Origin of the sequence: Arthrobacter zhaoxinii (genome assembly GCF_024385505.1) — a bacterium.
Lineage (GTDB): Bacteria > Actinomycetota > Actinomycetes > Actinomycetales > Micrococcaceae > Arthrobacter_B > Arthrobacter_B zhaoxinii.
The window spans coordinates 90,779-116,119 of record NZ_JANFLT010000002.1 but is presented as its reverse complement, the minus strand read 5'-3'; the positions used below and the strand labels follow the sequence as shown (position 1 = coordinate 116,119).

Genomic DNA, 25,341 nt, shown 5'->3' with positions numbered 1-25,341 from the left:
TTGGATAAGCAGCAGTTTGCGCCCCCGGCAGCGGGCAGGGCCAGAGCAGCGGCGATTTGTGCGGCGGAACCGCGGACTTGAGCAGAACCATCAATCGGGCATAGGGTAATAAGCATGCTTACGTTAGCGTGAGCGCCCGCCTATTACGGCGGTCCGGACAGGACCGCCCGAATGGACTGACCTACCGAAAGTGGGAACTTCTATGACCAACGGCAACAAGTCGGACCAGTACACCTTCCAGAACCCCGTGGACCGCTACCCGTCCATCGCCCCGCCCATCCAGGACCAGCCCGAGCCGGGCCTGGACAAGGACATGACCCCGCACGTGGACCACGGCGAGGACACCTACCGCGGCACCGGCCGCCTGGAGGGCCGCAAGGCGCTCATCACCGGCGGCGACTCCGGCATTGGTGCGGCCGTGGCCATTGCCTTCGCCCGCGAGGGGGCCGACGTCGCCATCTCCTACCTTCCCGAGGAGGAGCCGGACGCCCAGCACATTGCCGAGGTGGTCGAGAAGACCGGCCGTAAGCTGGTGCGGCTTCCCGGTGATCTCAAGGATCCCGAGTATTGCCGTCAGCTGGTCGAGGATGCCGTTTCGGCCCTGGGCGGGCTGGACATCCTGGTCAACAACGCGGGTAAGCAGATTGCCGTGGAGAGCCTCGAAGATCTCTCCGATGAGCAGCTGGACCACACGTTCAAGACCAATATCTACTCCTTCTTCCGGGTGACGAAGGCTGCGCTGAAGCACCTGCCGGCCGGATCGACCATCATCAACACCACCTCGATCCAGGCATACAACCCGTCCGCCGATCTGCTGGACTACGCCAGCACCAAGGCGGCCATCAACAATTTCACCAAGGGTCTGGGTCAGCAGCTGGCGCCCAAGGGCATCCGCGTGAATGCCGTGGCGCCGGGTCCGTTCTGGACTCCGCTCCAGCCGTCCGACGGACAGCAGAAGGAAGCGCTGACGGAGTTCGGCCAGAGCACCCCGCTGGGCCGTGCCGGACAGCCCACCGAACTGGCCCCGGCCTACGTCTTCCTGGCGTCCCCGGAATCCAGCTACGTGGTTGGCGAAACCCTGAACGTCAACGGCGGAACCCCGTCCCCGTAACGGTTCCGGTTTGCTAAACATCTGAGGCTCCGCAGTTGCGGGGCCTCAGATGTTTAAGTTGCGGGGCCTCAGGTGTTTAAGGTGGCGGGCGCGTCCGGTCCAGTTGGTTTGTGGGGCCCCGGGCAGCACAGGGTCCCACGGAATGGTGCTGGTGGCGCTGGTGGGGTCCCAGGAGGTAGCAAGTGTCCCAACGGCTGGGATGCCGTGCTGCTGGGAGGCCGGCGCCGCAGCACAGGGTCCCAGGGGATGGTGCCTGTGGTGCTGGTGGGGCCCCAGGAGGCAACAAGTGTCCCACCGGGTGGGATGCCGTGCTGGCGATGGGGTCCGGGGCGGCACAGGGTCCCACGGAATGGTGCTGGTGGCGCTGGTGGGGTCCCAGGAGGTAGCAAGTATCCCGCCGGCTGGGATGCCGTGCTGGTGGGGGCGGCCGGGACCGGCACAGGGTCCCACGGAATGGTGCTGGTCGTGCTGGTGGGGTCCCAGGAGGCAACAAGTGTCCCACCGGCTGGGATGCCGTGTTGCTGAGAGCGGCCGGGACAGCACGCGGTCCCACGGAATGGTGCTGGTGGTGCTGGTGGGGTCCCGGGAGGCAACAAGTGTCCCGCCGGCTGGGATGCTGTGCTGGCGATGGGGTCCCAGGAGGCAACAAGTGTCCCGTCGGCTGGGATGCCGTGCTGGCGATGGGGTCCGGGACGGCACAGGGTCCCACGGAATGGTGCTGGTGGTGCTGCTGGGAGCGACCGGGACGGCACAGGATCCCACTGCTGGCTGGAATGCCGTGCTGGAGGGGGTGCTGCCCGAGCAAAAACAAAAGCGGCCGCCGCACCCCGGAACCGGGGATGCAGTGGCCGCTGGTACCGTAAAGCCGCGTCTTAGCGGACGGTGGTCTCCTCCGTGCGGAAGTCCGCACGGTCAATACGACGGTGGTAACGCATACCGGCCAGGCCGCCGAGGATGGCGCCGAGCAGCGTCGCAACAAGGCTCGCCGTGACGGCAATCCAGGTGCCGGCGTCCACGCCTTCGAGGTTCTCCGGCAGCGGGGCAACTGAGTTGAGCTGGCTGATGCTGCGGATGTCGCTGCCGAAGATCAAACCCAGGATGATGACGACGGCGGCCGCCACCAGTGCCCACAGCCAGACGGCCAGGCCCTGCTTGGCGCCGTTGAAGCGGGCCATGCGGCCGGCGACGTACCCGCCGGCAAAGTAGGAGAGCAGCAGGACCAGGAGCATGATGATAGCGCCGATGATGCCGGCGGACTGGTTGGCTGCGGCGGATTCCAGGGCCTGGCCCAGGTTGGTTTCAGCCGAGACACCCACTGCGGCACCGATGGCCGCGGCCAGTGCCGAAAGCAGCACCACCATGCCCGTAGCGGTCAACCAGCCGAAGAACGCTGCACCGAACTTGAAGCCGCCGAAGCGTTCCTTTTCCCGGGCGAGCAGTGCCTCGCGGTTGGGCAGGGCAGCCCCGCGGGTGTGCTCAGCGTCCCGGTCATCATGCCGGCGGTTGCCGGTCCGCACGACGTCGCCGTCATGCTTCCCGTTCCGGCCGTTGTCTCGGTCCGAGTCACGGCCGTCCGCGGAAGTGCGGGCAGCGGTCTCGTGCCGGTTCTCAGCGTCGCGGTCCGCGTCGCGGTCGGTGTCTGCATCACGGTGGTCGCGCACGGCGGATACCGACGTAGCGCCCCGGTGTTCACCGGTGCCGTCCGTGCCGGTCGAACCTGCGGCGACCGGTGCGACCCGGGTGCGCGTATCTTCGGAGTCCGAACGGGAATCGGAGGCAGACGTCGGGCGGTTGGCGGCGTCGTCGTCGACGTAGCCGGCGGCGGGTTCGGCAGCATGGCTGCCCGAGCGCCGGCTGGAGGTGTGCAGCGCAGCGGCGTCGGTGTCCATGGCCCGGGTGGCGGTGTCCTCCCGGTGTCCGTCCACGGGAACGGCCTGGCTGTTGTCAACGGGTGCCGGCCGGTCGGACCGGTCCCGGAACGGGCCGCCCTCAGAGGCGCCGCGTCCGGTGTTGGAAGCGTTTGTGTTCCCTGGTTCGGTGCTCATTTACTGCTCTCCTGTTTTCCGTCCGGTGAATCGGGCTGAAGATGCCACCTTATAAGCATCCTTAGTAATTCCTCCACCTGACCGCACCGTTGTGCGCCAGCGCACGTTGCCGGCCACTTCCCGGAATGCGGCGGCGGGCGGGAAAATGCGGCCGGGAAAATGCAGCCACCCCGGCCCGCAAATACACAGCAGCGCAGGCCGCTGGTGGAACACTGGGGGCATGGATCCCGACCTTCTTGTAACCATTGCCGCAGCCCTGGTCATCGCCGTGGGTCTGATCGGCATTGTGCTGCCCGTGCTGCCGGGCAGCATCCTGATCATCATTGCCATGCTGGGCTGGGCTCTGGGGGTGCAGAGCGCGCCTGCCTGGTGGGCCTTCGGCATCGGCGCGGTCCTCCTGATCGCCGGAATGCTCTCCAGCGCGTTACTCACCGGACGGCGGCTCAAGGAACGGGAAATCCCCAAGCGCTCCATTGTGGCCGGCGTGGGCGTGGGCATCGTCGGCATGTTCACCATTCCCGCCGTCGGGCTGTTCATCGGATTCGCCGTCGGCCTGCTGTTCAGCGAGTGGCTCCGCAAGCGGGACCTGCCCACCGCGTGGTCCTCCAGCGTGGCCACCCTGAAGGCGATGGGCCTCGGGATCCTGGCGGAGCTCGCGCTGGCGCTGACCGCAGGTGGACTCTGGGGCGGAGCAGTCTGGCTTCACTTCGCGACCCGCTAAACCGGCGTCCCTCCGTAGCGAAACAGCCTTCGCGGCACTGTTCCGCCGCCCGCCGGAGGGCCGAACCCTAGGCTCCAGTCACAAACCCAGCGAGGTTCCGCAGCTGGTCCGCCCGGCAGTCGGGCTTCACGTACATCATGTGCCCGGCCTCGTAGTAGTGGTGCGTGAACCGGGACCGTGCTTCCTCGCTCAGCCGCATGTGGGCCCACACGTACTCGGCGGCGAAGTGCGGCGTGGCGCCGTCGTAGTAGCCGTAGTCCACGTGCACCCGCAGGCCCGGGTTGTGCACCAGCAGCCGTTCCAGGGTGCCGGTGACGTCCACGGGCACACCCTCGAAGGCCTTGTAGCTCCACGGCTGGACCCGGCCGGTGAGGATTTCGTACGGGAGATCGTTCTCGTAGCCGAGCTCCGTGCGGAGGTAGTGGTTGATTGCCGCGGAGTAGGGTCCGTTGATGGCCACCAGGCTGGGGTCATCCCAGTTGATCCAGTCCTGCTGATGCGCCGGCGCCGCGGTGAACCGGCCGTCAATGCGGCCCACCGCCAGGTTCTGGTCCCGGAGCAGCTCCGCGGAGAACATGGCGTAGTCCCAGCGCAGGTTGGTGCGGCGGATGAAACCCTCGCTCAGGGTGGTGATCGCGGCCAGGCGGGTAACGACGTCGTCGAGTTCCCCTGCGCCCAGCCGGGCACCCTGGGTCAGCGCGTAGCCGTAGTCACGGGAGGCGTACTCTTCGGCTTCGCGGACGACGTCGGCCAGCTCGCGTCCCGGGTGCCGGCCGTGGAAATGCGCGATGGCGGCGTAGGTGGGCAGATGCAGGGCGTAGGGGGTGTCCCGCCCGGGTGCGAAATCCAGGGTGGCCAGGTTCAGCACCGTGGAGATCAGGCCCAGTCCGCTGACCGCCATTCCGTAGGCGTCGAACAGCTTCCCGGCGACGGCCACCGCGCGCAGGGTGCCGTAGGACTCGCCCACCAGGTACTTCGGGCTCAGCCAGCGGTTGTTGCGTGTGGTCCAGAGCCGGATCACTTCGGCCACCAGGTCCCGGTCCTCCTCGAACCCGTGGAACTCGGCGGCGTCATTGCCGTCCACCACGCGGGAGAAACCGGTGTTCACGGGGTCGATCAGCACCAGGTCCGCGTGTTCCAGCAGGGTCTGCGGGTTGTCCACCAGACCGAACGGGGGAGGGGTCAGCGCGCCGGCGTCGCCCGAGTCCACCATCCGCGGGCCCAGCAGCCCCATGTGCAGCCACACGGACGAGGATCCCGGCCCGCCGTTGAAGGCGAACACCACGGGGCGGCGGTTGGGGCCGGTCTCCGGGGCATCAGCGGTGTAGGCAACCACGAAGATCTCCGCCTTGGGCAGGAACCCGTCCGACTTCCCGTCGCGGACTTCTTCCTTGCGGAACACCATCCGGCCGGCGGTGGTGGTGTACGCCAGACCCGAGGGCAGGGTGTGCCGCCGCACCGCGAAGTCATCGGTGACATCCGGTGCGGGGTTTGCATCCGGGCCGGGGCGGACGGGGGTTTCGGAATGTTCCTGGGAGACCATGGCAAGGACACTATCGGTGCTGCAGCCCTTCTTCCGGCAAGGAAACGGGGCGGTTCCCTGCCACGCTCCGGCAAGTCCGGGGTACGGTCTTCCACGGGCTTCGGCGCGGGTCTACTTTGGAATCACCGTGACCGGCCACGGCACCCCCGACCGAGGGACAGCCGACTTCGGCGCCGGTCCACAAGGTGCGGAGGAATTGCATGTTTTTCCACAAACAAGAACTCCAGTTCAAAGCCACCCCGGATAAGCCGGATGCCGTATTCGCCCGGAAGCTGCAGGAGGCCCTGGGCGGACAGTACGGCGAAATCACGGTAGCCATGCAGTACGGATTCCAATCCTGGAATGCGCACATCCCGGGCAAATACCGGGACCTGCTGTACGGCATCGCCGCCGAGGAAATGGGCCACGTGGAAATGCTAGCCGTCATGATTGCGCAGCTGCTGGAAAAGGCCCCGCTGGGGATCACCGGCGACGCGGTCCAGGACGATCCCACGGTTGCAGCAGTGGTGGGCGGCATGGATGTGCAGCACGCCATCGCGGCCGGTGCCGGTGCCCGTCCGGTGGACAGCAACGGTAACCCGTGGACCGGCGGGTACATCACGGCCAGCGGCAATATGCTGGCGGACTTTACGTCCAACGCCAACATTGAAATGCAGGGCCGCCTCGCCGTCGCCCGGCTTTACCACATGACCGATGACCACGGGGTGCGGGACCTGCTGGCGTTCCTGCTGGCCCGGGACACCATGCACCAGAACCAGTGGACCACCGCGGCCCTGGAACTTCAGGCGGAGAACATGGAACAGCTACCGGTACCCAGCAACTTCCCGCTCAACAAGGAACACCGCGAGGTGTCCTACCAGTACCTGAACTTCTCCGACGGGGAGCATGCGAAGGAAGGTTCCTGGGCCAAGGGGCCCGCCCCGGACGGGAAGGGCGAGTTCAGTTACCACGACGGTCCCACCACCCGGGCCCCCATGCCGCCCCCCACCCGCCCGGACGCACGGTTCTACGGCACCACCGATGTGCCCAACCCCGTGGAGAAGGCAGCAGGGGCTGCGCAGGACAAGCTGAAGAAGGAATAGCCCGAAAACCGGGCGGAGCGGGGGCTCTGCCCGGTTTCCTGCTGTCCGGGCAGCGCGGTCAGCCCTTCGAGACGGTCGGTGCGGCTTCCCGCGCACCGCGGGAGGTGAGCTCCGGGGCCGGCTTGGCGTAGAACAGCGACGCCAGCAGGGCCAGGAGAATAACCGCGGCGGGCAGGTACAGGGACTGGCCCATTGCCTCGGAGTATCCTGCCTTGAGCGCTTCGGGGAACGCGCCCGCGGCCGGCGCCGTGCCGCCGTCGGCCGCTCCGCCGCCCAGATGCGCCGTCAGCCGGGACTGCATAATGGCCGCGATGGCACTGCTGCCGATCACCGCGCCGAACTGCCGGGTGGTGTTGTAGACACCGGAACCGGCACCGGCGACGTCGGCCGCCAGGTTCCGGGTGGCCGTCAGGGAAACCGAGGGCCAGATGCACGCGTTCGCCAGGCCCATCAGGAGCATCGGAAGCACCAGCTGCCAGTAGGGCACGTCCGGGCTCAGAAGCGCGCCGAGCCAGATGAGGGACGCCGCCATGGCCGCGAAGCCGAACACGGCAATGAACTTGGGGTTCCCGCGCTGCACGGTCTTGCCGGCGATCGGGGCCAGGACCCCGGACAGCACTGCCATGGGGGCCAGCAGCAGGGCCGCCTGCGTGGGGCTCAACCCGCGCACGTTCTGCGCGAAGAGGATCAGCGGAAGGGAGAACGCCGTCACGGCGAAGCCCATGCCGGTGATGGAGATGTTCGCCAGGGAGAAGTTGCGGTCCCGGAAAAGCTTCAGCGGCAGCAGCGGCTCGGCACGGTTGAACCGCTGCCACAGCACAAACGCGGCGAGGAGCACGATGCCGGTAATGATCAGGGACCAGACGGAGACGGGTCCGGCGATGGTGCCCCAGTTGTAGCTCTCGCCTTCCTGGATGCCGAACACCAGGGCGAACATGCCCGCAGCGCTGAGCAGGACGCCCAGGTAGTCGAAGCGGTGCACGGACGTGGCAAGCTTCGGCACCAGGCGGTAGGCGAGGATGAAGCCCACGACGCCGACGGGCACGTTGATGAAGAAAATCCATTCCCAGCCGAGCGCGTCCACGAGGACGCCGCCCAGGATGGGTCCCACCAGGGTGGCGACGCCGGCGGTCGCGCCCCACAGGCCCAGCGCAGTGCCGCGCTTGTTCGGCGGGAAGATCCGGGTGATCACGGACATGGTCTGCGGAGTCATCAGCGCGGCGCCGAAGCCCTGGAAGACGCGCGCCAGGATCAGTGCGTCCACGCTGTTGGCGAAGCCGCACCAGAGGCTGGAGAGGGTGAAGACCACCAGTCCGATCAGGTAGACGCGCCGCGGGCCGAACCGGTCGCCGAGACGGCCGGTGATCAGCAGCGGCACGGCGTAGGCCAGCAGATAGGCGCTGATGACCCAGATGACCTTATCCAGGCCGGCATCCAGATCCGCCATGATGGCCGGGGTGGCGATGTTGACGATCGTGGAGTCCACCAGAATCATGAAGAATCCGATGACCAGGGACCAGAGGGCCGGCCAGGGTTTGATGTCCGGCTTGGAGGTATTCACAGTGCGTTGGTGCCGTTTCAGTCGAGAAAGTGGAAGAGGCGCAAAAAGAGCCGAAGTCCATTGTGGACCTACTTCCGTGCACGGCATACCCCCGGGCGGTTCGTGGCAAACCCTGCAGCTTTGAAACTCGCCGGTTCCGGTGCAGGTCCCGCCGGCTGCGGCGGGCGTACGATGCGGGCATCCGGATGTGGGAGTGATCGCTCTCCGGTTTTTATCCGTCTCAAAACAATGGAGTTTTAGATGAGCACCAACGCCGCGTCCGCCGTGCCCTCTTCCGGGCCGATGAGCCGGGAGGAACGCAAGGTCCTCGCCGGGACACTGGTCGGCACCACCATCGAGTGGTACGACTTCTTTATTTACGCCCAGGCTGCGGGCCTGGTTCTGGCCACCCTGTATTTCGGTCCCATCAATGACGGGCCGCTGGGGCAGGTGGTCTCCTTCGCAACCATCGGCATCAGCTTCCTCTTCCGCCCGCTGGGCGCCGTGGTTGCCGGACACCTGGGGGACCGGATCGGCCGGAAGAAGATGCTGGTGTTCACCCTGATCATGATGGGTGCCTCCACCGCGCTGATCGGCGTGGTGCCTACCTACGCGCAGATCGGCATCGCCGGCCCCATCCTGCTCATCCTGCTGCGCATCCTGCAGGGCTTCTCTGCGGGCGGGGAATGGGGCGGAGCGGCCCTGCTGTCGGTGGAGCATGCGCCGGTGAACAAGCGCGGACTGTTCGGCGCGTATCCGCAGATCGGCGTGCCGATCGGCATGATCCTGGCGACGTTCGTCATGTACGTGCTCAGCACCAGCCTGAGCGAGGAGCAGTTCATGGCCTGGGGCTGGCGCATTCCGTTCCTGCTCTCCGTGGTGCTGATCGCCGTGGGTTACTTCATCCGCCGTTCGGTGGCCGAAAGCCCCGTGTTCAAGGAGATCCAGGAGCGGAAGAAGGAATCCTCGGCGCCGCTGGGCCAGCTGTTTCGGCACAACAGCCGCGAGGTGGTCCTCAGCGCGCTGATCTTCGTTGCAAACAACGCGGCCGGGTACCTGGTCATTGCGTTCTTCGCCTCCTATGCCACGGGCAAGCCGGAGACGGGCGGGCTGGGCATGGACCGGCCCTCGGTGCTGCTGGCCACCACGCTGGGGTCCTTCGGCTGGCTGATCTTCACGCTCTACGGCGGAATCCTGTCCGACCGGATCGGCCGGGTCCGGACGTTCCAGATCGGCTACGCCTGGGTGTTCCTGTGGTCGGTTCCGATGTTCCTGCTCATCGACACCACCAACATCGTGTTGTTTGCGGTGGCGATCTTTGTCCTGACCATCGGCCTGGGCCTGTCCTACGGCCCGCAGTCCGCCATGTACGCCGAGATGTTCCCGGCGCGGGTGCGGTACTCGGGGGTCTCCATTGGGTACGCCCTCGGGGCCATCCTGGGCGGGGCGTTCGCGCCGACCATTGCCCAGGCACTGCTGAACGAGACCGGCTGGTCGCCCTCGATCGGCATCTACATCATGGTGCTGTGCGTGGTGTCCCTCGTCGCGGTGACCATGGTGAAGGAAACCAAGGGCAACGACCTGCACGTGGAGGATGCTCCGAAGCAGGACTCCCGCCGCTAGCGGCTGCCGGTCCGCCGCGCTCGCTGCCACCGGTCCGCCGGGGTACCGCCGTCGACGGCGGCGCCCCGGCGCGTCAGAGCCACTTGTTCCGCTTGAAGGTCATGTACAGGACGAAGCCCATCCCGAACATCGCCAGGATCGCCAGCGGATATCCGAATTCCCAGCCGAGCTCGGGCATGTGCTCAAAGTTCATGCCGTAAATGGTGCCCACCAGGGTGGGGGCAAAGAGGATGGCGGCCCAGGAGGAGATCCGCTTCACCTGTTCGTTCTGTTCAATGCTGGTTTCTGCGAGCCGGTTGGACGCGAGCGTGGAGGAGAGGGTGAGCGCATTCTCCAGGATCGCGCGGTACGCATTGACCCGGTCCACCAGGCGCAGCACATGGTCCAGCACGTCGCCGAGGTTGTCGTGCAGGTCCGTGGGAATGCCGTACTGGTCCGCGTTCTGGCGCAGTTCGCCCACCACGTTTTCCAACGGACTGATGGCACGGTGGAACTGGATGACTTCGCGGGAAAGTTCGTAGATGCGGCGGGGAACCTCGGCGTCGCCGCCGAACAGCTGGTCCTCGATCTCGTCAATGTCGTTTTCGAGTCCGGCCGCCACGGGCGCGTATTCATCCACCACCTGGTCCAGCACGGCGTAGAGCACCGCCTGCGGCCCCAGCGCGAGCAGCTCCGGCTCCTGTTCCAGCCGCTTGCGGACCCGGGTGAGGTCCGGGGATTCGGCATGCCGGACGGTCACCACGAAGTTGGGTCCCACGAACAGGTGCAGCTCGCCGAACTCCACGCGTTCGACGTCGTCAAGGTAGCGGGCGGGACGCAGGACCAGGAACAGCTGGTCACCGTACTGTTCAAGCTTCGAGCGCTGGTGGCCGGCCAGGGCGTCTTCGACAATGAGCAGGTTCAGGCCGAACTCCTCGGCCACGGCCAGCAGCTCCACCTCGTCCGGGCGGTACAAACCGATCCAGGCCATGCCGCCGGAACTGCGGGTCAGTTCAAAGGTCTCATCGAGGCTGTCCGGATTGTGGAAGCGCTTGCCGTCCACATACACCGCATTGTCGACCAACGTCATGGACATTCCCCTAGCGTCTAAACCTGTCACCGGCCGGGCATGGACGCCGGCCAGTGTCCATTATCCCTGTTCGCCGGGCCCCTGCCGTCGTGCGGGGCGGGACGGGCGGCGTCCCCCGCCGTGAAGGGCACGCAGGGCGTTGAGGATGGCGGCCAGATCCACCAGTTCCTGGGTCAGGGCACCGGCGACCGCCGGAATGTAACCGAAGGACGCCACCAGCATCAGGGCCAGGCTCAGGACAATGCCGAGCCAGATGCTGCCCAGGGCCACCTGCATCGTTCGCCGGCCGATTTCCACCGCGGTGGCCACCTTGGAAACATCGTCGGCCATGATCACGACGTCGGCGGACTCGCTGGCAGCCGTGGAACCCCGTGCACCCATGGCGATCCCGACGTCGGCCGCCGCCAGCACCGGCGCGTCATTGACGCCGTCGCCCACCATCACCACCGGACGCAGCGGCAGGGCTGCGACGGCGCGCACCTTGTCCTCCGGAAGCAGCCCGGCGCGCACATCCGTAATCCCCACCGTATTGCCGACGGCCCGCGCGGTGGCCGGGCCGTCGCCGGTGAGCATCACCGTTTCGCGGATCCCCAGCCCGTGCAGCTGCCTCAGGGTGGCGGCTGCATTCGTGCGGGCGGCGTCGCTCATCACCAGGGTGCCGGCGAACCGGCCGTCCACACTGAGATACACCACCATCTGCCCGGGGGCGAGGTCCGCAGAAGGCACCTGCGGGTCCGTTTCGGTGATAAACCGGCGCTTCCCGATCCGGACGGTCCGGCCCCCGATGAGCGCTTCGACGCCGTTGGCGGTGACCTCCTGCGCCGTGTCGGCAGGAGCCGGCTGCAGCCCCCGGTTCCGGGCGGCGGCCAGGACCGCGGCGGCCAGGACGTGGGAGGAATACTGCTCGGCGGAGGCTGCCAGTGACAGGAGCTCGTCCGGGCTGAAGCCGGGAGCAGGATTCACTGAGACAAGCCCGGGCCGGCCGTAGGTCAGGGTTCCGGTCTTATCGAAGGCAGCGCTCCGTGCCCGCGCCAGCTGCTCCAGCACCGCCCCGCCCTTGACGATGATGCCGCTGCGGGCCGCCCGGCTCATGCCGCCCATGAAGGCGACCGGAGCGGCGATCAGCAACGGACAGGGTGTGGCCAGCACCAGTACCTCGGCAAACCGGACCGGATCGCCGGAGAGGGCCCAGGCGGTGCCGGCGATCAGCAGCGACACCAGGGTGAAGGGGACGGCAAACCGGTCCGCCAGCCGGACGACCGGTGCCTTCGACTCCGCAGCTTCCTGCACCAGGGCCACGATGCGCTGGTACTGGCTGTCCGCCGTCGTCGCCGTGGCGCGGAGGGAAACCGCATGGGTGCCGTTGACGGAACCGCTCATCACCGTGGCTCCGGCCTTGCGCGCCACCGGGAGGGGCTCGCCGGTGAGGGAGGATTCGTCAAACTCCGCCGCAGGATCCAGCAGGACGCCGTCCACCGGCACCACTTCGGCCGGCTTGATCAGCAGGATGTCCCCGGCAGCCACCTCGGTGGCCGGAATGTCTTCCGCCGCACCCCGGGGGATGCGCTCGTTCCCGGGCAGCGACCCCCCGGCGCGGGAGGGCAGTCGATGCGCAACCTGCGGCGCCCGGTCCAGCAGGGCATCAAGCTCACCCCGTGCCCGGCCGGCCGCATAGTCCTCCAGTGCTTCCCCGCCGGAGAGCATCAGGACAATGATCAGCGCGGCCAGGTATTCACCGACGACGACGGTGCTGAGGATGGCGATGACGGCCAGGATGTCCAGCCCCCAGTTCCCGGCGCGGATGTTCCGGAGCATTTCCGCGGCGGTCTTCAGCGCCACGGCACCCGCATACAGACCTGCGGTCCAGGCCGCGGCGGGTCCGGCGCCGGCCGCCTGCAGGGCAAGGACCGCCAGGCCCACCAGCAGCGTGGTGAACACCAGCGGATAACGGCGCACCGCGCCCCGAATCCTCCTCCACATGTCTTCCGTTTTAAGCCTGCCGCCGAGCAGTTTCCAGCAAGATAAACCTTGCCTAACTTCCGGGGCGCGCAGGGCGGCCGCCGTCGTTCTAGCGGAGCGCGGCTTCGATCCGCCGGGCGGTTTCCGCCAGGCGAAGCCCCATGGCGTCTTCGTCCTTGCCGGAGCCGAAATAGACCACGGAGACGGCGGCCGGCAGCTGGCCGGAGGCCGTCACGGGTGCGGCCACAGCGGAGACCCCTTCGATGACCTCGTTGTGGCTGACCGCATAGCCGCGCTCGCGGGCGGTCCGGCTTTCGCTGCGGTAGTTCTGGCCGGGGGCCAGCCGGTCCCACTGGTCCTCGGTCATCGCGGACTGGATGGCGATGCCCGGCGCACCGGCGGTGAAGGAGTGGCGGGTGCCCGGGCGCTGGATCAGGGCCATGCGGCTGTGGGTGGGCTCCACCGTCATCAGGGTGACACAGTTCTGCCGGTCCCAGACGGCAACGAAGGCAGTCATGGACAGCTCGTTGGCCAGGATGCTGAGCTCGGGCAGGGCCGCCGACTGCAGGTCCCGCGAGACGCCCCGGGCCAGTGCCGCCAGGCCGGGTGCGGCCGAAACCCGGCCGGCGTCGTCGCGCATCACCAGCGAATGGGACTCCAGCGTGCGCAGGATCCGGTAGGCGATGGAACGGTGTACCCCGAGTCCTTCGGAGAGCTCGGCGATGCTCAGCGGGTTCTCCGCTTCGGCGAGGAGTTCCAGCGCCCGGATTCCGCGGGAGAGGGTCTGGGACTGGGAGCCGGCACCGGTGGGTTCGGGGGGTGTCATGGGCCAATCCTAAGCGCACGCCGGCGCGCACCTGCCGCGGAGCCAGGCCCCGGGACGTGCCGCTACGCGCCGCGGCGGCGGCTGAGCAGCCCGGACATAAGCAGCAGCAGCCCGCCGGCCAGCGGCCACAGAATGTACATGCTCAGCAGGGCCCCGAAGGCGGCGACCACCAGGCTGGTCAGCATGGCGCTGCAGACCAGGATCATTCCCAGGACAATCCGGACCTGGCCGCGGTGCGGTGGCGGGATGGGCGGAAGCCATGCGGGACGTTCGTCTGTCCAGCTCATGCGAGCAATTTTAGGACCGCACGCCGTCAATGGAACCGTTCGGTCCCGGGTTTTCTGCTTTGGCACCGAAACGGCTCTTCCCGGACCCCGGCCACCGTGAAAAGATGGCGAAACCGTGCCGCCGACTCCGAGGGAACCTGCCGCCATGAACCAGAGCGATCTTCTTGTTGATGCCTTCGGTCGGTTGCCCAGCGCCGTCCGCCGGGCCGTGAACAACCTCGATGCCGGAACCCTCAACCACCGCCCCTATCCGGACGGAAACTCCGTTTCCTGGCTGATCTGGCATCTGTCCCGCGTGGAGGATTATCAGGTTGCCGAGGTGGCCGGGCAGGAACAGGTCTGGACCGCCAACGGCTGGGCGGAACGGGTGGGGCTGCCGCTCGCGGTGGAGGACACCGGGTACGGGCACACTTCCGAGCAGGTGGCACTGGTCCAAGTGCAGTCCGCGGAGCTGCTGGTGGGCTATTACGGGGACGTGCACTCCCGCACCGCGGCCTTCGTCTCGGGACTGTCGGGCGAGGACCTGGAGCAGATTGTGGACCGGGCCTGGGACCCGCCGGTGACGCTGGGCATACGGCTGGTAAGCACCTTGGCCGACTGTCTGGAGCATGTGGGGCAGGCGGCCTACGTCCGGGGCATGGTGTTGGCGCAGGCGGCGTGAGGCCAGGGGGTCCGTGCTAGCCGAGCGAGAGCAGGAGCTTTTCGCAGGCATTGAGGCAGCGCCGGCAGGCCTCCGCACAGATCCGGCAATGCTGGTGCATGGAGGCGTGCTGCTGGCATTCCTCGGCGCAGGCAGCGCAGGCCGCGATGCACGCGTGCAGCAGGCTCGCGGTCGCCGGACCCGTGGTCCCTGTCCGGGACAACACCGCGGAGGTGGTTGCGCAGATCCCGGCGCAGTCCAGATCGATGCGGATGCAGCCGGCCAGATCCGCCACCATCTCCTCAGCAAGGCAGGCATCCGCACAGGCATTGCACACCTGGGCGCATTCCGCGCAGGCCCGCAGGCACTCGGCCAGGAGCCGCGGGTCCGGGGTGCGGGGTCCGCCGGGACGGTTCTCAAGCATTTCGGTCATCAGGGCCATGGGTCCTCCTTGGTTCCGGGGCATTTGGCAGGACCGTTTTCCCTGGCTGGCCGTGCCGGTTCCCCGACCGTAGCGAGGGCGGGGTGGCATTCCAAGGGAGCCGGGGGTTTGGCGCGGGCCGAAGAGCGTGATTAGAATCGGTGTAGCCTGGCGGGGCCGGTTGTTCGGTTTCGGTTGGACCACGGTCCGACGCCGCGCGGTGCAGTTCCGGGGCTTTAGCTCAGTTGGTAGAGCGTTTCGTTCGCAATGAAAAGGTCAGGGGTTCGATTCCCCTAAGCTCCACAGGAAAACCCCCGGGAAACCGGGGGTTTTTGCTTTGCCGGGACGAGGCGGGGCAGGCTTCTCGGCGGCGTAACGCCCGCAGACTACACTTCCCGGCACGACCATCACCTTCCGCAGCATGACGCCCGACGACGCCGGAGCGGTCGCAGCGTTCCTGGCATCCAACCGGTTTCCCTTCCACGTGAATCCGGCCCCCGGCGAGTCCTCCGCAAACCAGCGGGTGGCGGAGGGGCACTTCTGGAGCGGGGAATCCCAGGGCTACTGGGTGCAGCACGACGGCGAAGACATCGGGCTGGCAGTCATGGAGGGACTGACCGACGAGAACGTCGACTTTGACCTCCGGCTGGCGGAAGACCACCGGGGCCGAGGCCTGGGCACCGACGTCGTGCGGGCCCTGTGCCGGCTTGCCTTCACCGAACTGCCGGATCTCGTCCGGTTCGAAGGGCAGACCCGGGAAGACAACATTGCCATGCGCAAAACCTTCCTGCGCGCCGGGTTCGTCAAGGAAGCGCACTACCGGCAGGCGTGGCCGACGGCGGATGGGTCCCGGCTTGCCTCCGTGGCCTATGCGATACTGCGCTCGGACTGGGAAAACAACACAGTGACTCCGTTGGAATTCGACGACCTGCTCCTGGACGCATGGAACCGCAAAAGCTAGGGGAGCCAAATGGGAACTACGGACGCCGCAATCTCCGTCCGGGGACTGACCAAACGGTTCGGCGGGGTGGCCGCCGTGGACGACCTGTCCTTCGAGGTGCAGGCAGGAAGCGTATTTGCCTTCCTGGGTGCCAACGGCGCCGGGAAGTCCACCACCATTTCCTGCCTGACCACGGTGCTCCCGTTCGACGCCGGCACTGTCGAGGTGGCGGGGCACGACGTACGCGGCAGCGGAGGCGGTGTCCGCGAGGCCATCGGCGTGGTATTCCAGGATTCACTGCTGGATCCCATTCTCACCGGAAGGGAAAACCTTCAGACCCGGGCACGGTTCTACTCCCCGGATAAGGCTGCCAATAATGCCCGCATTGACGAGCTGGGCCGGCTGGTTGGCCTCGGAGACTTCCTCGACCGTCGCTATGCCACCTATTCCGGCGGGGAACGACGCCGGGTGGACATCGCCCGCGCGCTGCTGCACTCGCCGTCGATCATCTTCCTGGACGAACCCACTGCCGGCCTGGATCCGGGCAGCCGTGCCCTGGTCTGGTCCACCATCCACGACCTGCGCGAAAATCACGGACTCACGGTCTTCCTGACCACCCATTACATGGAGGAGACCGAGGAAGCGGACCGGGTCTGCGTGATTGAGAAGGGGAAGATCGTCGCCGACGGTACGCCCACCACGCTGCGGGCCGAATACAGCAGCAGCATCCTCTCCATCACCTCCGCCGAACCGCAGGCGCTGGCGGACCTCGCCCGCGACGCCGGGGTCGACGTCGCCGGCTCGGACGGCAACGTGCTGCGGCTGCGGGTGGACCGGTCCGACACCGCCCGCCGCCTCCTCGCGGCGCACGGCGACAGCGTGCTGGACTTCGAATTCCGCCACGGAACCATGGACGACGTTTTTCTGGCCCTCACCGGCCGGCAGGGGGAAGCAGCATGAACGTAGTCCTGGATATCACCGGCCGGAACCTGCGCCTGTACTTCCGTGACCGGCTGAACCTCTTCTTTTCCCTTCTCGGCGCGCTGGTCCTGTTCCTGCTCTACACCCTGTTCCTGGGCAACCAGCAGACCGAGGGCCTGGAGGAAATGTTTCCGCAGGCCGCCGAGGAGGACGTCAAGGGCCTGGTGGACGCGTGGATGTTCGCCGGGATTGTGGGAATCACCGCGATCACCACGGGGCTCGCCGCCGTGAACGTGATTGTGGACGACACCGCTTCGGGGCGCTTCCGGGACTTCCTGGTGTCACCCATCACCCGGGGGCAGCTGGTCCTGGGGTATCTGCTGTCCACTGTCACGGTCGCGCTGATCATGACCACCATCGTGCTGGCCGTGAGTCTTGGATACCTGGCCGCGGTGGACGGGGTGGTGCTCACAGCGGGTCAGCTGGCCCGCACCTACGGCTATCTGGTGCTCAGCTGCGTCGCCTTCGGATCGCTCAGCGCCTTCATTGTCACCTTCGTCCGCACCCCGGGGTCCTTCGCGGCACTGTCCACGCTGGTAGGCACCATCCTCGGCTTCGCTGCCGGGTCCTACATTCCCGTGGGTGCCTTCCCTGAGGGCGTGAAGAACTTCGTCAGCGCGCTGCCCTTTATGCAGGCCTCCATGGTGGTGCGCCAGGAAATGACCGCCGGACCCATGGGCGCCGTGACGGACCAGCCCGACGCCGTGGCCGCGGTGCAGGACATCTTTGGAATTACTGCACAGGTGGGGAACTGGGAGGTATCCGCCGGGTACGTGGTGTTTATCCTGGCGGCGATGGTAGTGGTCTTCGTCCTGCTGGCGGCGCTGCGGATCCGTTCCCGCATCCGCTGAGCAGCGGCCCCCGAGTGGTCCCGGGAACCGACGTCAGCTGTCTCCGGCGGGCACTTCGTAAATAATCTCCAGCCCGTCCTCGTCATCCCACTGCTCGCCGTTGGCGGCGAACCCGTACTGCTCCACCAGCTTCCGGGAAACATCGTTATCCGGGCTGATGGTGGCGCGGACGGTCCGGATTGACGGTTCCCGGGCAGCCACCGCAAGCAGGGCTTCCAAAGCGGCCCGGGCGTAGCCCTGGCGACGGTAGGCCGGGTCCACGGAGTAGCCCACCTCCACCATGCCTGCCTCATCCGGCGGCCCGTGGAAACCGGCCAGGCCCACGGCCCGTCCGACTTCTGGGTCAAAGATCGCCCGGGTAATCCAGACTGCATCGCCCGGATTTTCCCGCAGCTGCTCGCTCCTCATCCGCCACAGCGGCTGCCGGTCCCGGGAAAAATGCTCGGTAAGTTCCAGCGGCGCCTCCCGGTTGGCCGCGGGCAGATTCCCGGCGGCCAGCGCATCGATCACTCCGCGGGGAAGCTGAATCAGCTGAATGTTCTTGAGTGCTGCTGCCACTGCTGGCTCCTTTGCCGTTTCCGGCATCGCTAAACGCGCCCGGGGTACCGACCCTAACCCGCCCCCGGCCAGACTTGAAGAACGCCGCAGCGAAGGGAAAAGCAGATGGGCACTGATTCCGTCCTCATCATCGGGTCCGGACCGGCCGGTTACACGGCCGGGATCTACGCAGCCCGTGCAGGGTTGAAACCGCGCATCCTCGCCGGTTCCGTGACCGCCGGCGGCGCGTTAATGAACACCACCGAAGTGGAGAACTTCCCGGGCTTCCCGGACGGCGTCCTGGGACCGGACCTGATGGACAACCTGCGCCGGCAGGCGGAGAAGTTCGGTGCACTGGTGGAGTACGACGACGTCGTGTCGGTGGATCTGGGCACGCACACCAAACGCGTGGTCACCGGCGGCGGGAAAAGCCACAAGGCCCGCAGCGTCATCCTCGCCACCGGATCCGTCTACAAGGAGCTGGGGCTGCCGGAGGAAAAGCAGCTCAACGGCCGGGGGATTTCCTGGTGCGCCACCTGCGACGGTTTTTTCTTCCGCAGCCAGGACATTGCGGTGGTCGGAGGCGGGGATTCGGCCATGGAGGAAGCACTCTTCCTGACCCGCTTCGCGGACTCGGTGACCGTCGTCGTGCGCCGGGACGCCCTGCGCGCCTCCCGCATCATGGCCCAGCGGGCACGGGACCATTCCAAGATCCGGTTCGAGTTCAACAGCGAGGTCACCGCCATCCACGGCTCGGACCAGGTCACCGGAATGACGCTCACGGACACCGTCACCGGTGCAACGCGCGAGCTGCCGGTGCGGGGGATCTTCGTGGCCATCGGCCACGCTCCGCGCACCGATCTGCTGGCCGGACAGGTGCAGCTGGATCCGGACGGCTACATCAGAGTGGCCGCCCCGAGCACCCAGACCAACCTGGACGGGGTGTTTGCGTGCGGCGACGCCGTGGACCACCGCTACCGGCAGGCCATCACCGCAGCCGGCACCGGCTGCTCGGCGGCACTGGATGCCGAACGCTACCTGGCGGCGCAGGCGGATGCGGACAGTATCGCCACCGCGCTCGTGGAGGGTTCGCTGAACGGCTAGCCTCAGGCACCGGTGAAGGTCAGCACCAGCAGGGTGACGTTCAGTCCAACCAGCAGCACCGAGACCAGCACGCCCAGGCCCGTGGTCCACCAGTGGTTGCGGTGGCTCCCCATCAGGTCCCGCTGCGCGGTCAGCCAGACCAGCGGAATCAAGGCGAACGGAATGCCGAAGGAGAGGATGACCTGGCTGAGGATCAGCGCCCAGGTGGGATCGATGCCGAGGGCGAGGATCGCCAGTGCGGGAAGCAGGGTGATCAGGCGGCGCAGCAGCATGGGAATACGGATTTTCAGCAGGCCCTGCATGATCTCGGCGCCCGCATACGCGCCCACCGACGTCGAAGCCAAACCGGACGCGAGCAGCCCGACGGCGAACAGGGTGGCCACCACCCCGCCCAGCGAGGCGGCAATGGCAGCATGCGCACCCTCGAGCGTGTCGGTTCCCGCCACGCCCTGGAGCGACCCGGCGGCGAGCAGCAGGATGGCCAGGTTCACCGACCCCGCCACAGCCAGCGCGATGGTCACGTCCCACTTGGTGGCCTTGATCAGCCGGGTAGTTGTCAGGGTCGCGGTGCGTCCGGGGAACCGGTCACGGGTCAGGGCGGAATGCGCGTAAATGGCGTGCGGCATTACGGTGGCGCCCAGAATGGACGCCGCGAGCAGCACCGACTCGCTGCCTTCGAAACGGGGCACGAGGCCTTCGACCACCGCACCGCCGTCGGGCGGGTTGAGGAAGACACCGGCGGTGAAGCCGACGGCAATCACCAGCATCAGCGTGACAATGACATATTCGAAGCTCCGGTGCCGGCCGCTGTTCTGCAGCTGCAGCACCACTATGGAAATGCCGCCGGTGATGATCCCGCCCAGGAACAGGGGGAGGTCGAAGAGCAGCCAGAGCGCGACGGCGCCGCCGATCACCTCCGCCACGTCGGTGGCCATGGCCACCAGTTCGGCCTGTAGCCAGTACAGCCGCCGGGCCGGTTTCCTGCCGATGCGTTCACCGAGCAGCTCGGGCAGGCTGCGGCCGGTGACCAGGCCGAGCTTGGCCGAGAGGTACTGGATCAGCCATGCCATGACGTTGCCGGTTACCACCACCCAGACGAGCAGATAGCCGAACTGCGCTCCTGCGGTCATGTTGCTGGCGACGTTGCCCGGGTCCAGGTAGGCGACGCCGGCCACCAGTGCGGGGCCGAGCAGCCACAGGATGTTGCGGGGACGGGCTGCGGGGCGCGCGGTGGTGTCGGGGAGCGGGACGGTACGTGCCATGACAGCAACCTAGCACCTAAAGTTCGGCGCCCCTAACAATTCTTCGTGGGTCCCCTCTGCAGTGCGGAACCCACTGCCCGGCGTGCCGTCCCGGAGGGGTCCGCGGGCAAAGGAAAAGGCGCGCATCCGTGCGGGGATGCGCGCCTTGGACGGATAGGAAGGGTGTTAGCGGCTGGCCGGCGTGTAGCTGGGGTTGCTCTGGTTGCCGGTTGCACCGAAGGGGCCCTTGCTGGCCTGCGGGCCGAGGTAGCGGGCGGAGCCGTAGGAGAGGTAGAAGTACATCACGAAGCTGAACAGGACAATCAGCACCGCAATGACCGCGGTCTGGCCGAAGACCTTCGCAAGGTTGATTGCCAGGAGCACCATGGCCACGATCTGCAGGATCGGCACCATGAGGGCCAGCAGCCACCAGCCGGACATGCCCGCTATGCGGAACAGCACCACAGTGGAGTACACGGGAATAAACGCTTCCCAGGTTTTGCGGCCGGCTTTCTTGAACATGCCCATCATTGCAAGGCCGCCGACTACGGCGGAGATGACCAGCATAACGAGGAAGCCACCGAAAAGAGCGCCGGCGCTTACGGCAGGATCGGTGGTTGTGGTGGTGAATTCGGACGCAGAAATGACAAACGGAAGGCTCGAGACTGAATTGATCATGCCGAGAACGATATTTGTTCGGACGCCGATGTCAAGGTCAAACCCCTCCTTTAGTGAACCGTTATTCCTTCGTGTCTGTCAGGGGTCCCGCCGGACGCTTCCGGGGCAGGGATCCCGCCACTTCCAGCTGCAGTGAATAACTCGGAAAATTAAGGATGCGCGGCGCAAGTATCGACGGAATAGGGTTTCGCGTGCTGCGGTTCTTGTCCTGTCCCGGAGTACCCGGAGTACCCGGAGTACCCGGAGCCCCCGGGTCAGGCAGCGGCGGGGGAGGCCTGGTAATAGAAGCGGAAGTCGTCATAGGGGTCACGCCAGACGGATTCATCGCGGGCAATCCGGCGCACTGTGGGAGCCGGCGTCCACCGGTTGTGGGCCTGGCCGTCGTCGTCGATCCAGTGCAGGAGGACCTCCGTGCGGGTCCAGGCCACGGCCTTTGCATCAACGGTGCCGTTTCCGGTCCGGCAGCGGACGTAGGGTTCCCGGCGGTAGTGGGCGTGGGTGACAGGGCCGGCAGGGGCGGCGGGGGCGGAGGGCATCCCGGTGCCTATGGAGGAACTCATGCCCTCCACAATGGCAACTGCCTCTGACATTCCTGCACAGAGCCTCTAAGGACGGGGCGGCCGCGCTGGTTAGGAAGCGAGGTCCCGCCGTTTAGCGGCTGCGCGGACGGTCTCGCCACGGGCAGCGGCGCGGCGGGGCATCATCCGGATCACAGGTGCCAGGCCGTTGCCCTGCGTCCGGCGGGCGGGTGCGGCCGGCGACCCCGCCTGCAGCGACGGCCGGTTGAGCACGAGGTACGCAAGACAAATGGGGAGGAAAAGCAGCGATATAAGTGTCAATGTGCCGAGAGCAAATACGGCAAGAGCAGCATGTATGGGCGAACCGAAAAGAGCGGCAATAAAATCAGCTGCGTCGAAAAGCATCCAGGTCCAGAAAACGGCAATGAGCACTAGGCCGCTGCGGGCCCGGCGGAAAAGCATGGCGGACCGCCTCCGCGCAGCAGGCATGGCCTGAGACTGACTGCCCATTTGATTATTCCCCCCGGCTAAGGGTTTCAAGATTCGGAACCCGTAAGGCAGATAATAGCCGGTATTTATTGAATTGGAAGATATGATGCCCGGCAACATTGCGTGTTGGGGCAGTACGGTCAGTTTTCCGGCCGGGGATTCGCGCGGAGGGGCAGGTGCCTCGGACTGTTGGGGTTGAGCAGGGAATGCCGGTACCCGTAGACCGCGTACACCAGCATCCCGATCACCAGCCAGATGCCGAACCGCAGCCAGGTTTCCCAGTGCAGCTGCAGCATCAGGAACCCGGAGGCCAGCACGCCGAACGCCGGCACCCAGGGCATCAGGGGCAGCCGGAATTCACGCGGGGCGTCCGGCTGGCGGTAGCGCAGCACAATCACGGCCACGCAGACCACCACGAAGGCGGCGAGGATGCCGATGTTCGTCAGGTCGGCCACGGCACGGATGGGGAAGAACCCGGCCAGCAGGGCCGAGGTGCCGCCGGCGATCCAGGTCACGCGCTGCGGGGTGCCGCGCCTGTCCGTTCCGGAGAACCAGGCCGGCAGCAGCCCGTCCCTGCTCATGGCGAACCAGACCCGGGTGACACCGAGCAGGAAGGTGAGCATCACGGTGAGGATGGACAGCACGGCGAAGGCGGAAATGACGGTGGCGATGACGGGCAGTCCGACGGACTGGAAGGCCGAGGCGAAACCGGCGGTGGGGCTGATGTCCTGGTAGTTCTGCATGCCGGTCAGCACCAGCGTGGCCAGGATGTACAGGACCATCGCAACGGCCAGGGAGAGCAGGATGGCCTTGGGCATGTGTTTTTTGCCGTCCGTGGCTTCCTCGGCGGCGGTGCTCATGGCGTCATAGCCGAAGACGGCAAAGAACACGGTGGCTGCCCCGGTGAACACGGCGCCGAAACCGCTGGGCAGGAACGGCGTGTAATTGTCCGTGTCCACGTAGAAAAAGCCCAGCCCCACAATGAACACAATCAGCAGGACTTTCAGGCCCACGGCCACCAGTTCAAAGCGGCCGAAGGTCTTGGTTCCGCGGCTGAGAATCCACGTGATGAACAGGCAGACGACGGCGGCGGGCAGGTTGATCAGTCCGCCCTCCACGGTATCTCCGGTGCCCTGCATCCAGACCGGCATGTCGATGCCGAAACCGGCGAGGAACTCGGCGAAATAGCCGGAGATGCCGATGGCCACCACCGCCACGATCGCAGTGTATTCCAGCAGCAGGTCCCAGCCGATGAACCATCCGATCAGTTCACCCAGCGCCACATACCCGTAGGTGTAGGCGGACCCGGCCCGCGGCACCAATCCCGCGAACTCGGCGTAGGACAGGGCCGCAGCAGCGCTGGCCAAGCCGGCCACCAGGAACGAGATCAGGACCGCAGGACCCACGGGGGCGGCGTCGGGACCGCCGTTGGCCACCAGCCCGGCAAGGGTGAAGATCCCGACGCCGATGATGCCGCCCACGCCGATGGCGGTCAGCTGCCAGAGGCCGAGGCTCTTGAACAGCTTGTTCCCGGTTTTTTCCTCGTCGATTTCCTCAATGGGCTTGCGGCGAAGAACGGACCCGCCGCCTCCGGCGACTGTGGACATATCGGCTCCCCTCCGTGCCCGGCGGCAGGGCCGGAATCAAGGTGTACGGCACCAGCTACGGCAGAAGTATGGACCTGCGTCCGCCGGCCGGGTACCCCCGCCGGCTAATTCCGCCGGGCACCGTCAGCCTTAGAGCAGGAACAGGCTCAGGACCCATACCGCTGCAAAGCCGGCAACGCCCTGCACGGCAGTGGCCGGTGTCAGCGTGCGGTACGCGGTGGCCGTCGGAATACGGCTGAACTGGGAGACCACCCAGAAGTACGAGTCGTTGGCGTGTGACACCACCATGGCACCGGCACCGACGGCGAGCACCGCGAGGACGGGGCCTGCACCACCGGCCAGACCCAGCGGCTCCAGCAGCGGCAGGAGCATGGCCGACGTCGTCACCATGGCAACTGTGGAGGAGCCCTGCGCCGTCTTCAGCGCCGCGGAGATCACGAACGGCACTGCAATGCCCAGACCCAGCGTTGCGAGGTTGTCGGACAGGAAAGCGGTGATGGAGCTCTTGCCCAGCACTCCGCCGAAGGCTGCTCCGGCACTGGTGATCAGCAGGATGGGGGCTGCCAGCACGATGGAATCCGTGATCTGGGTGTTGAAGGACTCGAGCTTGCCCTTGCCGCGCAGCAGGAACACCGCCGCCCCCAAGCCGAGCGCCAGCGCCACCACGGGGGTGCCGACAAAATTCACGGTTGCGGCCAGGCCGCCGCTACCCATGGGCGCGCCGGGCAGCTTGGCTATCGAGGACAGGCAGATGAGCGCAATGGGCAGCAGGATCGGCAGGAAGGCCATGAAGGCGCTTGGCAGCTTTCCGTACTGGGTCCGCAGATCCTCGTAGCTGACGTCCGCCTCTTCGGCGGGAACGGGCAGCAGTTCAACGTCCTTGTTCAGGAACCGGTTGGCGAAGAGCAGGGCGGCCCCCGCCGAAATTGCGGCCACCACGAGGCCGAGGACAATCAGCAGGCCCAGGCTGTCCACCACATTCAGGTTGGACGCGGCGGCCAGCGGACCCGGAGTGGGCGGAACCATTGTGTGGGTGGCATACAGGCCGGTCATCAACGCTATCGACATGGCGACCAGGGACACCTTGGCCCGCTCAGCCATGGCTTTCTTGAGCGAGTTGAGAATGATGAACCCGGAATCGCAGAACACGGGGATGGACACGATGTAGCCGATGATGCTCATGGTCAGGGTGGGAAACCGCGTCCCCAGGACCTTGATCAGCGCGTCAGCCATGGCAATCGCGCCGCCGGACCGCTCAAGGATCACACCGATCATCGTGCCGAAAAGGATCACCAGGCCGATGTTGCCCATGGTGTTGCCGAACGCCGTCGTAATGGTCGGGATGATTTCCTCGACCGGCAGGCGGAACGCCAGTGCCCCGATAAAGGCGGCTGCGAGGAGGGCGAGGAATGGCGAGATTTTCAGCTTCGCCGTGACGGCAACGATGCCGATTACCAGCAGCAGCAATATCAGCAGATCAATCATGGGGTTCCTTTAAAGTGAAAAACTTCGGTGTTTATCAACAGGG

Annotated in this window: 24 protein-coding genes and 1 tRNA gene; 10 read left to right on the top strand and 15 right to left on the bottom strand. The window is 66.5% G+C overall.

Going from position 1 to position 25,341, the window contains the following annotated elements; genetic code table 11:
* Positions 1 to 202 precede the first annotated feature (202 nt).
* Positions 203 to 1,111 carry an SDR family oxidoreductase gene (locus NNX37_RS04085; RefSeq protein WP_255791023.1) on the top strand — a complete coding sequence of 303 codons (909 nt, stop codon included), beginning with the start codon at positions 203 to 205 and terminating at the stop codon, positions 1,109 to 1,111.
* An 872-nt stretch (positions 1,112 to 1,983) separates the two neighbouring features.
* Here the strand turns inward: NNX37_RS04085 and NNX37_RS04080 are convergent.
* A complete protein-coding gene (locus NNX37_RS04080) occupies positions 1,984 to 3,156 on the bottom strand; it encodes a hypothetical protein (RefSeq protein WP_255791022.1) in 1,173 nt (390 codons plus the stop codon).
* Positions 3,157 to 3,376: 220 nt separating this feature from the next.
* On the opposite strand from NNX37_RS04080, the gene NNX37_RS04075 reads away from it, so the two are divergent.
* Positions 3,377 to 3,877, top strand: coding sequence for a DUF456 domain-containing protein (locus tag NNX37_RS04075; RefSeq protein ID WP_255791021.1), 501 nt, complete (start codon positions 3,377 to 3,379; stop codon positions 3,875 to 3,877).
* 67 nt (positions 3,878 to 3,944) lie between these two features.
* Here NNX37_RS04075 and NNX37_RS04070 read toward each other — a convergent pair whose 3' ends face one another.
* Positions 3,945 to 5,420 (bottom strand): S10 family peptidase, encoded by a 1,476-nt coding sequence (locus NNX37_RS04070; RefSeq protein WP_255791020.1) that lies wholly within the window; start codon positions 5,418 to 5,420, stop codon positions 3,945 to 3,947.
* 200 nt (positions 5,421 to 5,620) lie between these two features.
* Between NNX37_RS04070 and NNX37_RS04065 the strand changes: the two genes are divergently transcribed.
* Entirely contained in the window at positions 5,621 to 6,502 is an 882-nt protein-coding gene (locus NNX37_RS04065) for a manganese catalase family protein (RefSeq protein ID WP_255791018.1), read from the top strand.
* Positions 6,503 to 6,560: 58 nt separating this feature from the next.
* On the opposite strand, the gene NNX37_RS04060 is transcribed toward NNX37_RS04065, so the two are convergent.
* Positions 6,561 to 8,150, bottom strand: coding sequence for a DHA2 family efflux MFS transporter permease subunit (locus NNX37_RS04060; RefSeq protein WP_407079919.1), 1,590 nt, complete (start codon positions 8,148 to 8,150; stop codon positions 6,561 to 6,563).
* 153 nt (positions 8,151 to 8,303) lie between these two features.
* Between NNX37_RS04060 and NNX37_RS04055 the strand changes: the two genes are divergently transcribed.
* Entirely contained in the window at positions 8,304 to 9,665 is a 1,362-nt protein-coding gene (locus NNX37_RS04055; RefSeq protein ID WP_255791016.1) for an MFS transporter, read from the top strand.
* Between the two features lie 73 nt (positions 9,666 to 9,738).
* Here NNX37_RS04055 and NNX37_RS04050 read toward each other — a convergent pair whose 3' ends face one another.
* The 4 genes from NNX37_RS04050 to NNX37_RS04035 form a co-directional block, all read right to left on the bottom strand.
* Positions 9,739 to 10,734: a magnesium and cobalt transport protein CorA gene (locus NNX37_RS04050; protein ID WP_255791508.1), complete on the bottom strand. Its 996-nt coding sequence runs from the start codon at positions 10,732 to 10,734 to the stop codon at positions 9,739 to 9,741.
* Between the two features lie 60 nt (positions 10,735 to 10,794).
* The gene (locus NNX37_RS04045; RefSeq protein WP_255791015.1) at positions 10,795 to 12,714 is read right to left on the bottom strand and encodes a heavy metal translocating P-type ATPase; all 1,920 of its coding nucleotides are present in this window, start codon (positions 12,712 to 12,714) and stop codon (positions 10,795 to 10,797) included.
* Positions 12,715 to 12,802: 88 nt separating this feature from the next.
* Positions 12,803 to 13,519, bottom strand: coding sequence for an IclR family transcriptional regulator (locus NNX37_RS04040; protein ID WP_255791014.1), 717 nt, complete (start codon positions 13,517 to 13,519; stop codon positions 12,803 to 12,805).
* Positions 13,520 to 13,581: 62 nt separating this feature from the next.
* The gene (locus NNX37_RS04035) at positions 13,582 to 13,806 is read right to left on the bottom strand and encodes a hypothetical protein (RefSeq protein WP_255791013.1); all 225 of its coding nucleotides are present in this window, start codon (positions 13,804 to 13,806) and stop codon (positions 13,582 to 13,584) included.
* A 145-nt stretch (positions 13,807 to 13,951) separates the two neighbouring features.
* Here NNX37_RS04035 and NNX37_RS04030 point away from each other — a divergent pair, with 145 nt between their 5' ends.
* A complete protein-coding gene (locus NNX37_RS04030) occupies positions 13,952 to 14,467 on the top strand; it encodes a mycothiol transferase (RefSeq protein WP_255791012.1) in 516 nt (171 codons plus the stop codon).
* 16 nt (positions 14,468 to 14,483) lie between these two features.
* Here the strand turns inward: NNX37_RS04030 and NNX37_RS04025 are convergent, their stop codons facing one another.
* On the bottom strand, positions 14,484 to 14,888 hold the full coding sequence (locus tag NNX37_RS04025) for a four-helix bundle copper-binding protein (protein WP_407079918.1): 405 nt from the start codon (positions 14,886 to 14,888) through the stop codon (positions 14,484 to 14,486).
* A gap of 209 nt (positions 14,889 to 15,097) precedes the next feature.
* Between NNX37_RS04025 and NNX37_RS04020 the strand changes: the two genes are divergently transcribed.
* From NNX37_RS04020 to NNX37_RS04005, 4 genes are all read left to right on the top strand, one after another.
* Positions 15,098 to 15,170 (top strand) — tRNA-Ala (locus NNX37_RS04020).
* A 103-nt stretch (positions 15,171 to 15,273) separates the two neighbouring features.
* On the top strand, positions 15,274 to 15,828 hold the full coding sequence (locus NNX37_RS04015; RefSeq protein WP_255791506.1) for a GNAT family N-acetyltransferase: 555 nt from the start codon (positions 15,274 to 15,276) through the stop codon (positions 15,826 to 15,828).
* Between the two features lie 9 nt (positions 15,829 to 15,837).
* Positions 15,838 to 16,767: an ABC transporter ATP-binding protein gene (locus NNX37_RS04010; RefSeq protein WP_255791011.1), complete on the top strand. Its 930-nt coding sequence runs from the start codon at positions 15,838 to 15,840 to the stop codon at positions 16,765 to 16,767.
* A complete protein-coding gene (locus NNX37_RS04005; protein WP_255791010.1) occupies positions 16,764 to 17,639 on the top strand; it encodes an ABC transporter permease in 876 nt (291 codons plus the stop codon). The genes NNX37_RS04010 and NNX37_RS04005 overlap by 4 nt, the downstream gene beginning before the upstream one ends.
* Before the next feature lie 33 nt (positions 17,640 to 17,672).
* On the opposite strand, the gene NNX37_RS04000 is transcribed toward NNX37_RS04005, so the two are convergent.
* Positions 17,673 to 18,197, bottom strand: coding sequence for a GNAT family N-acetyltransferase (locus NNX37_RS04000; protein ID WP_255791009.1), 525 nt, complete (start codon positions 18,195 to 18,197; stop codon positions 17,673 to 17,675).
* 105 nt (positions 18,198 to 18,302) lie between these two features.
* Between NNX37_RS04000 and trxB the strand changes: the two genes are divergently transcribed.
* Positions 18,303 to 19,280 carry a thioredoxin-disulfide reductase gene (gene trxB, locus NNX37_RS03995; protein WP_255791008.1) on the top strand — a complete coding sequence of 326 codons (978 nt, stop codon included), beginning with the start codon at positions 18,303 to 18,305 and terminating at the stop codon, positions 19,278 to 19,280.
* A 2-nt stretch (positions 19,281 to 19,282) separates the two neighbouring features.
* Here trxB and NNX37_RS03990 read toward each other — a convergent pair whose 3' ends face one another.
* The 6 genes from NNX37_RS03990 to NNX37_RS03965 all read right to left on the bottom strand — a co-directional run bounded on the left by NNX37_RS03990 (position 19,283) and on the right by NNX37_RS03965 (position 25,298).
* Positions 19,283 to 20,542: an Nramp family divalent metal transporter gene (locus NNX37_RS03990; protein WP_255791007.1), complete on the bottom strand. Its 1,260-nt coding sequence runs from the start codon at positions 20,540 to 20,542 to the stop codon at positions 19,283 to 19,285.
* A 165-nt stretch (positions 20,543 to 20,707) separates the two neighbouring features.
* On the bottom strand, positions 20,708 to 21,199 hold the full coding sequence (locus NNX37_RS03985) for a DUF5684 domain-containing protein (RefSeq protein WP_255791005.1): 492 nt from the start codon (positions 21,197 to 21,199) through the stop codon (positions 20,708 to 20,710).
* Positions 21,200 to 21,453: 254 nt separating this feature from the next.
* Positions 21,454 to 21,789, bottom strand: a complete 336-nt coding sequence (locus NNX37_RS03980; RefSeq protein ID WP_255791003.1) for a hypothetical protein — start codon at positions 21,787 to 21,789, stop codon at positions 21,454 to 21,456.
* Between the two features lie 39 nt (positions 21,790 to 21,828).
* A complete protein-coding gene (locus NNX37_RS03975; protein ID WP_255791002.1) occupies positions 21,829 to 22,227 on the bottom strand; it encodes a hypothetical protein in 399 nt (132 codons plus the stop codon).
* A gap of 119 nt (positions 22,228 to 22,346) precedes the next feature.
* Positions 22,347 to 23,813, bottom strand: a complete 1,467-nt coding sequence (locus NNX37_RS03970) for an amino acid permease (RefSeq protein ID WP_255791001.1) — start codon at positions 23,811 to 23,813, stop codon at positions 22,347 to 22,349.
* A 129-nt stretch (positions 23,814 to 23,942) separates the two neighbouring features.
* Positions 23,943 to 25,298: a GntP family permease gene (locus NNX37_RS03965; RefSeq protein ID WP_255791000.1), complete on the bottom strand. Its 1,356-nt coding sequence runs from the start codon at positions 25,296 to 25,298 to the stop codon at positions 23,943 to 23,945.
* Between the last annotated feature and the right edge of the window lie 43 nt (positions 25,299 to 25,341).

What these genes read in the sequence shown, in the direction of transcription:
- NNX37_RS04085 (WP_255791023.1), top strand. Translation starts at nt 203, where the DNA reads ATGACCAACGGCAACAAGTCGGACCAGTACACCTTCCAGAACCCCGTG.
- NNX37_RS04080 (WP_255791022.1), bottom strand. Translation starts at nt 3,156, where the DNA reads ATGAGCACCGAACCAGGGAACACAAACGCTTCCAACACCGGACGCGGC.
- NNX37_RS04075 (WP_255791021.1), top strand. Translation starts at nt 3,377, where the DNA reads ATGGATCCCGACCTTCTTGTAACCATTGCCGCAGCCCTGGTCATCGCC.
- NNX37_RS04070 (WP_255791020.1), bottom strand. Translation starts at nt 5,420, where the DNA reads ATGGTCTCCCAGGAACATTCCGAAACCCCCGTCCGCCCCGGCCCGGAT.
- NNX37_RS04065 (WP_255791018.1), top strand. Translation starts at nt 5,621, where the DNA reads ATGTTTTTCCACAAACAAGAACTCCAGTTCAAAGCCACCCCGGATAAG.
- NNX37_RS04060 (WP_407079919.1), bottom strand. Translation starts at nt 8,150, where the DNA reads ATGCCGTGCACGGAAGTAGGTCCACAATGGACTTCGGCTCTTTTTGCG.
- NNX37_RS04055 (WP_255791016.1), top strand. Translation starts at nt 8,304, where the DNA reads ATGAGCACCAACGCCGCGTCCGCCGTGCCCTCTTCCGGGCCGATGAGC.
- NNX37_RS04050 (WP_255791508.1), bottom strand. Translation starts at nt 10,734, where the DNA reads ATGACGTTGGTCGACAATGCGGTGTATGTGGACGGCAAGCGCTTCCAC.
- NNX37_RS04045 (WP_255791015.1), bottom strand. Translation starts at nt 12,714, where the DNA reads ATGTGGAGGAGGATTCGGGGCGCGGTGCGCCGTTATCCGCTGGTGTTC.
- NNX37_RS04040 (WP_255791014.1), bottom strand. Translation starts at nt 13,519, where the DNA reads ATGACACCCCCCGAACCCACCGGTGCCGGCTCCCAGTCCCAGACCCTC.
- NNX37_RS04035 (WP_255791013.1), bottom strand. Translation starts at nt 13,806, where the DNA reads ATGAGCTGGACAGACGAACGTCCCGCATGGCTTCCGCCCATCCCGCCA.
- NNX37_RS04030 (WP_255791012.1), top strand. Translation starts at nt 13,952, where the DNA reads ATGAACCAGAGCGATCTTCTTGTTGATGCCTTCGGTCGGTTGCCCAGC.
- NNX37_RS04025 (WP_407079918.1), bottom strand. Translation starts at nt 14,888, where the DNA reads ATGGCCCTGATGACCGAAATGCTTGAGAACCGTCCCGGCGGACCCCGC.
- NNX37_RS04010 (WP_255791011.1), top strand. Translation starts at nt 15,838, where the DNA reads ATGGGAACTACGGACGCCGCAATCTCCGTCCGGGGACTGACCAAACGG.
- NNX37_RS04005 (WP_255791010.1), top strand. Translation starts at nt 16,764, where the DNA reads ATGAACGTAGTCCTGGATATCACCGGCCGGAACCTGCGCCTGTACTTC.
- trxB (WP_255791008.1), top strand. Translation starts at nt 18,303, where the DNA reads ATGGGCACTGATTCCGTCCTCATCATCGGGTCCGGACCGGCCGGTTAC.
- NNX37_RS03990 (WP_255791007.1), bottom strand. Translation starts at nt 20,542, where the DNA reads ATGGCACGTACCGTCCCGCTCCCCGACACCACCGCGCGCCCCGCAGCC.
- NNX37_RS03985 (WP_255791005.1), bottom strand. Translation starts at nt 21,199, where the DNA reads ATGATCAATTCAGTCTCGAGCCTTCCGTTTGTCATTTCTGCGTCCGAA.
- NNX37_RS03980 (WP_255791003.1), bottom strand. Translation starts at nt 21,789, where the DNA reads ATGTCAGAGGCAGTTGCCATTGTGGAGGGCATGAGTTCCTCCATAGGC.
- NNX37_RS03975 (WP_255791002.1), bottom strand. Translation starts at nt 22,227, where the DNA reads ATGGGCAGTCAGTCTCAGGCCATGCCTGCTGCGCGGAGGCGGTCCGCC.
- NNX37_RS03970 (WP_255791001.1), bottom strand. Translation starts at nt 23,813, where the DNA reads ATGTCCACAGTCGCCGGAGGCGGCGGGTCCGTTCTTCGCCGCAAGCCC.
- NNX37_RS03965 (WP_255791000.1), bottom strand. Translation starts at nt 25,298, where the DNA reads ATGATTGATCTGCTGATATTGCTGCTGCTGGTAATCGGCATCGTTGCC.